Annotated in this window: 9 protein-coding genes; 4 read left to right on the top strand and 5 right to left on the bottom strand. The window is 71.4% G+C overall.

The features are described 5' to 3' along the window. Positions 1–12: 12 nt before the first annotated feature. Positions 13–939 carry a hypothetical protein gene (locus tag RIC11_RS03870; protein WP_350208558.1) on the bottom strand — a complete coding sequence of 309 codons (927 nt, stop codon included), beginning with the start codon at positions 937–939 and terminating at the stop codon, positions 13–15. Between the two features lie 416 nt (positions 940–1,355). Here RIC11_RS03870 and RIC11_RS03865 point away from each other — a divergent pair, with 416 nt between their 5' ends. Next, on the top strand, positions 1,356–1,613 hold the full coding sequence (locus tag RIC11_RS03865; protein WP_350208556.1) for a hypothetical protein: 258 nt from the start codon (positions 1,356–1,358) through the stop codon (positions 1,611–1,613). A 150-nt stretch (positions 1,614–1,763) separates the two neighbouring features. Here the strand turns inward: RIC11_RS03865 and aroA are convergent, their stop codons facing one another. From aroA to RIC11_RS03850, 3 genes are read right to left on the bottom strand one after another with little or no spacing between them, the layout of a single operon-like run. Beyond that, a complete protein-coding gene (gene aroA / locus RIC11_RS03860; protein ID WP_350208554.1) occupies positions 1,764–3,089 on the bottom strand; it encodes a 3-phosphoshikimate 1-carboxyvinyltransferase in 1,326 nt (441 codons plus the stop codon). Beyond that, positions 3,086–4,339 carry an outer membrane protein assembly factor BamB family protein gene (locus tag RIC11_RS03855; protein WP_350208552.1) on the bottom strand — a complete coding sequence of 418 codons (1,254 nt, stop codon included), beginning with the start codon at positions 4,337–4,339 and terminating at the stop codon, positions 3,086–3,088. Before RIC11_RS03855 ends, aroA begins: the two co-directional genes overlap by 4 nt. Further along, positions 4,336–6,219, bottom strand: coding sequence for a YdjY domain-containing protein (locus RIC11_RS03850; RefSeq protein ID WP_350208550.1), 1,884 nt, complete (start codon positions 6,217–6,219; stop codon positions 4,336–4,338). The genes RIC11_RS03855 and RIC11_RS03850 overlap by 4 nt, the downstream gene beginning before the upstream one ends. A gap of 231 nt (positions 6,220–6,450) precedes the next feature. Between RIC11_RS03850 and RIC11_RS03845 the strand changes: the two genes are divergently transcribed. The 3 genes from RIC11_RS03845 to RIC11_RS03835 are packed head-to-tail and all read left to right on the top strand — an operon-like array spanning position 6,451 to position 10,265. After that, entirely contained in the window at positions 6,451–8,298 is a 1,848-nt protein-coding gene (locus RIC11_RS03845; RefSeq protein WP_350208548.1) for a hypothetical protein, read from the top strand. A 44-nt stretch (positions 8,299–8,342) separates the two neighbouring features. Next, on the top strand, positions 8,343–9,050 hold the full coding sequence (locus tag RIC11_RS03840; RefSeq protein ID WP_350208546.1) for a YggS family pyridoxal phosphate-dependent enzyme: 708 nt from the start codon (positions 8,343–8,345) through the stop codon (positions 9,048–9,050). 45 nt (positions 9,051–9,095) lie between these two features. Next, positions 9,096–10,265 carry a flavodoxin/ferredoxin-dependent (E)-4-hydroxy-3-methylbut-2-enyl-diphosphate synthase gene (locus RIC11_RS03835; protein ID WP_350208545.1) on the top strand — a complete coding sequence of 390 codons (1,170 nt, stop codon included), beginning with the start codon at positions 9,096–9,098 and terminating at the stop codon, positions 10,263–10,265. Positions 10,266–10,327: 62 nt separating this feature from the next. Here the strand turns inward: RIC11_RS03835 and RIC11_RS03830 are convergent, their stop codons facing one another. Next, a complete protein-coding gene (locus tag RIC11_RS03830; RefSeq protein ID WP_350208543.1) occupies positions 10,328–10,705 on the bottom strand; it encodes a hypothetical protein in 378 nt (125 codons plus the stop codon). Positions 10,706–10,873 lie beyond the last annotated feature (168 nt).

The raw sequence follows: 10,873 nt of genomic DNA, 5'->3' as shown, positions 1-10,873 counted from the left end.
GGAAGCAGTCGGTCAGGGGGCGGGCGCGTCGGCGCGGGGCGGCTCGAGCGGGATGGTGGTCGCGTAGCGCTCGAGCTCGAGCAGTTCGTCTGCGAGGCGTTGCGACTCGGCTTCGGGTTCGCGGAGGAACGTGAGGCGGCTGCCAAACACCTGCGTCTGCTGCTGCAGGACCCGGCCATCGTCGGCCACCCACAGGGTCGCCCGCAAGCGCCCCTGCTGGCTGCTGCCGGTTTTTTCCATCGACTCGAACTGGACGAGCCAAGTATCGAGGTTCTGGCCCTCGTAGAAAAGCTTGAGCCGCTCTTCCACGTGGCCCTCGACCATCTCGACCGGCGCATTGGGCGAGGCGAACGGGCTGTAGACCTCGGTCGTCCAGCGTCGGTCTTGGTACAAGCGATTCAGTCGCACGAGTGGCGTGAGCTCGCCGCCAAAGGCGGCTTGGCTGGGCCAGGGGTGTTCGAACTGCTTGTCGATCTCCGCGACGCTCAGCTGCAGCTTGAGCTTCTCGCTGCGGATCGACCCGGTGATGCGGATCGGCACGCCGATGCTGTCGCTGTCGATGCGGGTCTTGAAAGCGTGGAGCCGGTCGAGCGAGTCGAACATCAAGATGGTTCGCATATCGAACGACATGCCGTCGAGCGAACGCGCGAACGGGCGCATCCACAGCGGCAACGCGTCGGGCGACTCGAGCCGATCGATCCGCAGCAGACTATGGACCTCCTTCGAGCCGCCGGACCCCGGGACCGACTGCAAGACCGCCACGCCGCAGGGCTCGTCGTCCATCGCGATCCGCCACGCGACCGGTTCGGATTGCCGCGACAGCTGCGACATCGGCGCCCGGTCGCCCGTGAGCGGGGGAAGGATCCGCTCGGCCACCAGCCACGACATCGCGCCGAGCCAGAGGACGATCACCACGGCCGCGTAGAGTCGATCGCCCATAAAGGTGCTCCTTCTAGCGGCCGGTGGTCGCTAGCAGGCCGGTTTGGCGGCGGGTTGGCCACACACGAGAAAAAAGGGAACCGGTTGTCGTCAGCAGCGATCCTACTCCCGGAACCGCAGGACTGCGACTGGCCGTGGGCGATAGCACCGCGGGCGGGCCTCGGCCTGGCGGCGGCCGGCGTGTCCGGCACAAGCCGCACGACCGGCCCCGCCCCGGCGGCGCAGCGGACGCCCGTGGCGCCCGGCGGACTCGTTTGGACGGATTTGCGGAGTGTGTGTATACTGGTCGGCCGCGGGCGAGACCTATCCCGAGTTCAAGGAGGCGATTCAAAATGCCAAGCTCGGTGTTCTACGTACAGGCTTGCCCCGCTTGCGGACGGAGTCTGCAAGTGCGGGTTGATTACCTTGGCAAAGGCGTGGCTTGCCAGCATTGCCACGCGAACTTCGTCGCGCAGCAAGAGAGCCGCACGCCGAGTCCCTCCGAGTCGGGCTTGGCGCTGCTCGACCGCGCGGACGAGCTGCTCAAGGCCGTCGAGAAGGCGCGGCGTGAGAAAGAGCGGCTCGACGGGCGGTCGGCCCTCGATGGGTCCAGCAGCAATGGCTCCAGCAGCAATGGCTCCACCCGCGCTGGCTCCACGCACGGAAAGTCCGCCGTGGCCGACGCCTCGAAGTGACCCGGCTGCGTTAGTAGGCCGCAGCGCCGCCAGCATCCTCAGCGCCCCCGCAGCAGCCCCAGTAGCCGCAGCCGCAGCCGCAGCAGCCGCAGCCGCAGCCCAGGCGAGCGGCTGCCGGCAGGTTCGCTTCCTCGACGCCCGGCGGGCGAGTCAGCCGACCACGCGCGCGAGGTCCGCGAAGTAGCCCGGGTAGGTCTTGGCGGTGCAGCCGGGGTTCGCGATCCGCACCCCCGGCTGCCGCAGGCCCACGAGCGCGAGGCTCATCGCCATGCGGTGGTCGTCGTAGGTCTGGACCAGGGCGGGGCGTAGCGGGCGGGGCGTGATCTTGAGGCCGTCGGACAGTTCGTCGACCTCCGCGCCGAGGCGGCGCAGCTCGGTCGCCAGGTCGGCGATGCGGTCGGTCTCTTTGTGCCGGTTGTGGGCGACGCCGCGGACCTCGGTCGGTCCCTCGGCGAACAGCGCCACGGCGGCGAGCGTCTGCACGGTGTCGCTGATTGCGTTCATGTCGAGCCGCGCGCCGCGGAGCGGCTGGCTGTCCGGCGGGCCGTGCACGGTGATCGCGTCGGCGCCGGCTTCGACGCGGCAGCCCATCTGCTCGAGGCAGTCGACGAAGGCGACGTCGCCCTGCAGCGCGCTGCGCGACAAGCCTTCGACGGTGACCGCGCCGCCGAGGATGGCCGGGATCGCCCAGAAGTAGCTGGCGGCCGAAGCGTCGGGCTCGATCTCGTAGCCCCGGCCGCGGTACGCGCCGGCGGCGGGCACGTCGAAGCGCGACAGGTCCTCCGGAGCGGCGACCTCGACGCCAAAGTCGCGCATCGTTCGGAGCGTCATCGTCACGTACGGCCGGCTGACCAGCTCGCCGTCGACCGTCAGGCGGGTCGGCGTATCGGCGCACGGGCAGGCCATCAGCAACGCGCTGAGGAACTGGCTCGAGATCGATCCGCCGACCCGGGCCTCGCCGCCGGGCAGGCCGTTGGCGTGCACCTGGACAGGCGGGCAGCCGCCGGGCGACTCGCAGAGCACGCTCGCGCCCAGCGCGTTGAGCGCCTCGGCCAGGTCGCCGATCGGGCGCTCGTGCATACGCGGCACGCCGGTCAGGCGGAACGCGCCGTGGCCGAGGGTCGCTAGCGCGGTGAGGAAGCGGACGGTGGTGCCGCTGTTGCCGATGAACAGCTCGGCCTCGGTCGCGGGGACCTGGCCCGCGGCGCCCGCCACGCGGAGCGTCGTCCCGAGGTCGGCGACTTCCACGGCGATCCCCAGCCGCTGCAGGCTGTCGATCATGACCCGCGTGTCGTCGCTCACCAGCGCGCCGGTGAGTACTGACTCGCCCTGGGCCAACGCCGCACACACCAGCGCGCGGTTGGTCAGGCTCTTAGAGCCGGGCGGGCGGACCGTCGCGCGGACGGGGCCGCTCGCCGGCTGGATCTCGATAGCGTCGGCGGGGCTTGGGTGGTTGGGGTCGGCGGCGTCGGTCATCGCAGCGGGGCGGGCGAGGGCAGGGGGGGCGTGGCCGTGTCGACCCGCGCGATCTTCCACAGCGTGCCGACGCCGCGGAAGTAGATGGCGTCGCCCCCGACGGCCGGCGAGGCGAGCACCGCCTGGCCGAAGTCGGCCTCCGAGAGCACCTCGCCGTCGTCGAGCGAAACGACGCTCGCTTCGCCGTCGTCGTTCACGCAGTACACGCGCCCGCCGGCCACGACCGGGGTCGCCCAGTAGGAGCCGCCGAGCCGCCGGCGCCAGACGACGTCGCCGCTGGCGAGATCGCCGCAAGCGAGCACCCCGCCGCGGTTGACGACCAGCACCCTGTCGCCGGCGACCACCGGCGTGGGCGAGCCGGGTTGCAGGCGGCCGGCTTGCAACGCCGGCGCGGGCGGCTCGCCCGGGGCGAAGGGCCCCTCGTAGACGCTCACGCCCGAGGCCGCGAGGACCAGCCGCGCGCCCTCGCCGGCCGGGGAGGGCACGCCTGGGCAGTCGGCTTTGATACGGGTGATCTGCTCGCCGGTCGCGGCGTCGAGCAGCGACACGCCCCCCTGGTCTTGCAGCCACACGGCCGGCCGGCCGCTGTCGGTCCGCCAAGGCAGGGGCGACGCCCAGTTGCTCTGCCGCGGTCGGTCGACCTCCCAGAGGGTTTGGCCCGTTTCGCGGTCCAGGCCGATCGCGAACGACTCGCCTTGGCACTCGGCTTGGACGACGACCGCCGGGCCGGCGACCACCGGCGAGGAGGCCATGCCGATGTCGTTGCCCACGCCCGGGTGGTCTTGGGCGAGGCCGCGGACCCAGGCGAGGTCGCCTTCGAGGGTGAACGCGGCCAGGTCGTTCGAGCTGTAGAACACGTACACCCGCTGGCCGTCGGAGCAGGGGGTCGGCGCGGCGTTGGCGGAGGTCGGGTGGCAGTTCGGCCTGCCGGTGGCCCACATCTGTCGCGACCAGAGCGGCGCGCCGGTCGATGCGTCGTACGCGAGCACGTGGAGCCGTTCGCGGCGCGGCCCGTCCGACGCGGTGAGCAGCACCCGGTCGCCCACGACGATCGGCCCGCCGACGCCCCGGCCGGGTAGGTCGGCCGTCCACGCGACGTTCTCGCCGCTCTGGAGCGACCACTCGGCCGGCGGGTTGGCCTCCCGCGGCGCGGACGACGATCCGTCGCCGCGGAACGCGGGCCAATCGGCGCCACCTATCACGAGGCAGGCGAGCGCTGCTGCTGCGGCGGCGGCGTGCGGTCGGGTCATGGCTTGTTGCTGGGTTGGGTTGGGGCCGGGTCTTGCTCTTCGGTTCTCTCGAACGAGGGGGGCGCGACGACCTCGACTCCCTCGACGGCGCCGCCGCCGGGGGCGGTGACCCGGAGGGCGATCGGCCACGTCTGCGCCCAAGGTTCGGTCTGCTCGTTCTGGCAGACCTTCACGAGGAGGGCGTTGTCGCCGGCGCCGAGTTCGGCTGCGGCCACGTATTGGTCGAACAGCGAGCCGCTGTGGTAGGTCTCGTTCGCGCCGACCAGTTGGCCGTTGACCCAGAACTTGGTCGCGGCCTTCGACTCGTAACGGATTTCGACCGGCGTGGGCTCCGCGGCGTGCAGCGTGGCCCACGCGTAGCCGACGGCGCCCTTGTGCGGGCCGATCGCGTCGTTCAGCTCGACCTCGCCGAGCCGGTCGTCGGTCTCGAACGGCTTCCAGCCGAAGGGACCCTGCGGGCCTTCTTCGTCGTGGCCCTCGTAGCTCGCGTTGGGGTCGAGGGATTCTTCGGGCGGATAAACCGTGTCGAAGCCGCGGCCGCCGCGATTGTCGAACGGCCCGGCGACACGCCAGCGGGTGACGAACCCCAGCTCGTCGGCCAGTTCGGTCGGCTCGCCGAGCTCCTCCAACGCCGCGGCGGCTTGTTCGATCTGGTCGATCGTGCGAGCGGCGGCGAGCGCCTCGCGGTAGGCGGCCTGCTTGCGGCCCGCGTCGGCTTCTTGCTCGGCCGCAGCGAGCATCCGCGCGACGGCGTCGTAGCGGATCTCGGTGCTCGGGTCGTCGACCAGGTCGTCGAGCATCGCCTCGGCCGCGTCGGGGTCGGCGCGGCGGAGGTACTCCCACGCGGCGCGCCGCGCTCGGGGCGACTGGTCGCGGTCTTGCACAAACTCCCGCAGCGCCGCTTGCGGCAGGCGCCGGGCGCCGCGTGCGTCGGCGATGGCGTCGGCCGCCGTGCGGAGCCAGTTCTCCGCCAGCGGCGTCGCGCCCCGCATGGCCCGCAGCACTTCCGGCAACCGGTCGGCGTTCCAGCCGGCGACCTCCGCCCAGGCACGCCGCAGAGTTGGGTCGGAGCCGACGCCGATCTCGGCTTGCCGCAGCGCCTTGAGGGCGTCCGGCGTGCCGGCAGCGCTCGTTTGTTGGTCGCGGGGCGTCGCAGGGCGGGGCGGTTCGCCCCCCGCGCCGGCCTCGCCAGCCGGCTTGAGGATCAGGCGCACGGGCGTGCCGATCGGCGGGATCCGTTCGGTGAAGGGTTCGAACCAGAGCTCGCCGTTCTGCTGGGTGCTGGGGGCGGGCACGTCGAGCATTGCCGCGCCGAAGTTCGACACGCAGACAAGGTCGCCCGACTCGGCCAGGTAGTGTTGGCGGCCGGTGTCGGGGTTGGTCCAGAAGCCGCTGCCGGCGAACACGAAGGGGAGCTCCATCGCCTTCTTGGTTTCGACGCTGCGGACCCAGTCTTGCGCCTTGGCGGTCTTGACCTGGCCCCCATCGATCCAGCGGACGAGCACGTCGATGCGGTCGCCGGTGGGCGGCTTGTACTCGGGGTCGAACTGGACGGTCGCGCCGGGCTCGGCGCCCACCGCGAGCAGGCCCGTGTGCAGCAAGAACGCGGGGGAGTCGACCGCGACGACCGACTCGTGTTCCTTGGTGCCGACCGGGCACGCGAACATCTCGAGCACGCCCTCGCGGAGCACGACCTTGCCGTCAACGTGGACCGCGCCGTCGGCGATCCACACGGGCGAGTCCTCCGCCAAACGCCGGCCGCCCTCGGGCGGCTGGAGCGGGGTGGCGTCGACAGGGTTGGCGGCGGGCGCTGCGCCGGGCCCTTGTGCTTTGGCCGCCGGCGCAAGGAGGCCGGCCGCGACGCACAGGCTCAGCGACAATCGCCGCGCGATAACGAGCCAACGGCTACCAGAGCGGCCGCCACGCGGATACACTCGCGGCGCGACGCGGCTGCGGGCCCCGAAGAGAGCGTGCCGTCGTGTCGCGGTGATAAGGGAAGCATCCATTAACCGCTTCGCCTGATGTGAAAGGGATCGGCGCCTGACGCGGCGCTGCCTGGTCGACGCCGCCTCGCTCGGCCGCATGTTACCGCCATCACCCGAAGGATCGCTATGGCGCCCACGGCTACGCCTGCTCTCTCGTCCCGCGAATCGGAAGTGACCAACGAGCCTTTCTCTGAAGCGACGGGCTCGCTCAGGGGACTCGACGCCAAGGCGCTGTGGCGGAACTCGGCGCCGTCGGCGGTGCGCGAAGCGTGGCGCCGCGGCGACCACGAGGCCGCCTGGACCGCGTGGCGCGAGCACCTGGCCCAGCGTAGCGACGACCGGGCCTCCGATCCCGCGCGGCTATGCTGGGGCCTCAAGGCGGCCGAAAGCGAGCGGCTCACGCAGTGGATCGACTCTCTGCGGCAGGCCCGCGACGAGTCGGACGCGACGGACGCCCTCGGCCGGTGGTTCGGTGGTTCGGCCGGCGAGCTGACGCCGCTGGCCGCACTCGAGGCCCTCGCGCTAGCCGACGCGGCGCCGAGGCTCGCCGGGCTGCTCGACGCGGAGGACTGGTGGCGCCTGGTCGAGGCCCTCCGCCATCTGGCCGAAGAAGCCGCCAACGCGCCGCCGGCCGACGCGGACGAGCCCGACCGGGTCGTCGTCGGCCAATTGCTCGCGGGCGAGTTGCCGCTCGTGCTGAGCCGCCACCTATCGGAGCTCCGCCCTCTGGAAGAACTCGCGGCGCCGTCGCGCGACGCGTTGTCCGATGGGCTGGAGGGGCTGACCGATGGCGAGGGGCTGCTCGCGGCGCAACTGTGGATCGACGGCGCCGCCGCTTCGCTGCTCATCGCGTGCTGGACCCGCTGCCTGGCCGCGGCCGGGGGCCGCAAGCCGTGGTCGGCCGACGCCCAATTGCAGTACGAGTGGCTGGCCCGCCAAGCGCTGCGGATCGCCGACCGCGAAGGCCGCCTGGCCTTCACCGCCGAACCGCTCGCCGGCGCGGCGGAGCTGCTGCGGGCGGCGCTCGCCGCTGGGGGCGACCCGTCGGACGAGTCGGCCGCGGTGGAGCGGCTCCGCCGGTTCCGCGGCGACGACTCCTTCGAGCCCCCCAGCCCGTCGAACCACTCGGAGTGGGCCGAGCTGGGAGTGCTCGCCAGCGGCTGGCGCGACAAGGCGCCGCGCATCGTGGTGGCCCACCCGGACGCGTCCTGCCGTGTCGAGGTCTACAGCGGCAAGCAGAGACTGATCGCCGGCGAGTGGCCGGTCGAGGTCGAGGTCGACGGCCAGCGCACGGCCATCGACGACACTTGGGACTGCCAGTGTTGGTATTCCGATGAGGAGTGCGACTACCTAGAGCTCGCGCTGCAGCTCGAGGGCGGCGGCACACTCGAGCGGCAGTTCTTCCTCGCCCGCGAGGACGGTGTCGGCTTCTTGGCCGACGTGTTCTTGTCGGGCCGCGAGGCGCCCTCGAAGCTCCGCCTGGCCTCGCGCCTGCCCCTGGGCGAGGGCGTGTCGCTGCGTCCCGAGCGAGAGACCCGCGACGCGGTGCTCACCGCCGACGGCGAAGCGGTCGCCGGCCTCGTGCCGCTGTCCCTGGCCGAGTGGCGCGACGACCCGCGCGGCGGCGAGCTGACCGCCGAGGGCGGGTCGCTGTTGCTGACGCGCGAGCACGAAGGGCTGAATATCGCGTCGCACCTGTGGATCGACTTCGCCCCGAAACGCTTCGCGAAGCAACGCACGTGGCGGCGGCTGACCGTGGCCGAGTCGCTGAAGAACGTGTCGTCCGACGTGGCGGTGGCTTACCGCGTGCAAGCGGCGAAGCAGCAGTGGCTGGTTTATCGCTCGCTCACGCCGGCGGGTAATAGGACGGTGCTCGGGCAGAACCTGTCGAGCGAGGCCCTTGTCGGCCGATTCGTCGCGCCGGACGGCACGATCGACGAGTACCTCGAGATCGAGGGGGGCGAGGAGGACTGACCGCCGGCGGGGCGCCGGCGGAGCCGCCTTGCGATGGGATCGACATGCAGCCAGGCGAACTCGACAGCCTCGTACAGAGAAACCTCCAAGCCGTGCTCGAGCGGATCGCCCGCGCGTGCGACGCCGCTGGCCGCTCGTCCGACGAGGTGACGCTCGTCGGCGTGACGAAGTACGTCGGCGCCGCGGCGACCGCCGCGCTGGTGCGGGCCGGCTGCAGCGACCTGGGGGAGGCCCGCCCCCAACAGCTTTGGGAGAAGGCCGCCGCGCCGGAGCTGGCGGGCTTGCCGATCGCTTGGCGGCTGATCGGCCACCTGCAGCGGAACAAAGCGGACCGGACCGTCGGCGTAGCGGCCGCCATCGACAGCATCGACTCGCTCCGCCTGCTGCGGGCCGTCGACGGGGCGGCTGGCGGGCACGGCAAGCGGCTGCCGATCCTCCTGGAGGTGAACATCTCCGGCGACGCAGAGAAACACGGCTTCTCGCCGGACGAGCTCCCTGCGGTTCTTGAGGAACTCAGCGGGCGAGAGCACGTCGAAGCCCAGGGCTTGATGGCGATGGCCGCCCGCGAAGGGGGGCCGGACGTGGCCCGGCGGAACTTCGCCGACCTCCGCGAGCTCCGCGATCGACACGCCACCGGAGCGCGGCCGCTGGCTACCCTGTCGATGGGCATGTCGGGCGACCTCGAAGAGGCGATACTCGAAGGCGCGACGATCGTCCGCGTCGGCTCGGCCCTTTGGGACGGGGTGGCTTGAGGCCTTCGTGGCTCCCATGTGCGACAGGCGAGACTGCCAAAGAAAATGATCGAGATTAAACGCAACCCGACCCGGCCCGTTCGCATCGGCTCGGTCACCATCGGCGACGGCCACCCGATCGCCGTGCAGTCGATGACCGCCACACGCACGCAGGACGTCGACGCGACCGTCGCGCTGGTGAACCTGATGGCCGAAGGGGGGCCGGGCGTGGGGGCGGACGTGGTGCGGGTGGCGGTCGACAGCAAGCCCGACGCGGCGGCCCTGGCCGAGATCCGCAAGCAGACCACCGCGAACCTGTCGGTCGACCTGCAAGAGAACTACCGCCTGGCGGAGGTCGTCGCGCCGCACGTGGACAAGATCCGCTACAACCCGGGCCACCTGTACCACCACGAGCGTGACAAGCCGTGGCAAGACAAGGTCGAGTACTTGGTCGGCGTGGCGCGGGACAACGACTGCGCGATCCGGGTGGGCGTGAACTGCGGCAGCGTCGACCCGGCCAAGAAAGAGAAGTACCCGCCGACCGACGCGGTCGGTCCGATGCTCGAGTCGGCGCTCGACCACTGCGCGTGGCTGGACGAGCTCGGCTTCACGCGCTACTGCGTGTCGCTCAAGGACAGCGACCCGAAGCACGTGATCGAGGCCAACACCCGCTTCGCCGAGGCGCGCCCCGACGTGCCGCTGCACCTGGGCGTGACCGAAGCGGGCATCCCGCCCGAGGGCGTGATCAAGACCCGGATCGCGTTCGAGCAACTGATCTCTAAGGGGATCGGCGACACGCTGCGTGTTTCGCTGACCGTGCCCAACCACCGCAAGTTCGAGGAGATCGAGGCCGGCCGGAAGATCGTCGCCGACATCCACGCGGGGCGGACACGCAGCGTGGTCGACTACGGCCTGCCGACGATGAACATCATCAGCTGCCCGAGCTGCAGCCGCGTCGAGAACGAAGCGTTCGTCGATCTGGCGGAGCAGGTCAAGGAGATGACCCACTACGCCCGCGACCACGCGATCACGATCGCCGTAATGGGCTGCCGCGTGAACGGCCCCGGCGAGACCGACGACGCCGACCTCGGCCTGTGGTGCGGCCCGAACTACGTGAACCTCAAGCGCGGCGAGCAAGAACTCGGCCGCTTCGGCTACGACGAGGTCCTCGTGCGGCTGAAGCAAGAGCTCGACGAGTTGATCGCCGCGCGGACCGGGGCCGGCGCAGTGGGGTAGTGGTGTGAAAGCGGCGTGAAGAGTGAAAGAGGCGCCGCCGACCGGTCGGCGGCGCCCCCCAACTACCGCTTGCTGCGATTCTTACCGCTCGACCGCGCGACGCCACGCATCGCTTTGACGACGCGGCGGGCGTAGCCCTTGTCCAGCCGCGCGAGGCGCACGGCACGGAGGTCGAGCGTGTAGCCCGCGCCGTCGGGCGGCTCGACAAACACGAACGGCAGGCACGCGTCGAGCACCCGCAGCGGCGGCGCCGCCTCGCGGGGACGCAGGCGCACGTGGATCACCCGCTCGCCGTGCGGCGGCGGGTCGCAGTACCAGTTGGCCGCGCACCACTGCAGCTCCTCGTCGAGCACCGCCACGTAGTCGCCGGCGCGCACGTCTTCCGGCGCCAAGGGCTTGGCGAGCGAGGCGTGATCGGCGGCTCGGGTGGTAGTGCTCATCGTTCGCGGTGGCGGGTTGTGGCTGCTGACAGGCCGCCCGGCCCCTGGGTTCGCGGCGACCCGGAGGGGTTCCGAGCTTCCACCAGAGCGCCCGGCCGACCGAGATTGACGCGCCTTAAATCCTCTGGATTGCGAAACGATGGGGTTTCACTGCGTGAACAAGCGCGG

The organism is Botrimarina sp., from assembly GCF_040219535.1.
Lineage (GTDB): Bacteria > Planctomycetota > Planctomycetia > Pirellulales > Lacipirellulaceae > Botrimarina.
The sequence above is the reverse complement of the archived record's forward strand: the minus strand, read 5'-3'. Positions and strand labels throughout refer to the sequence as shown.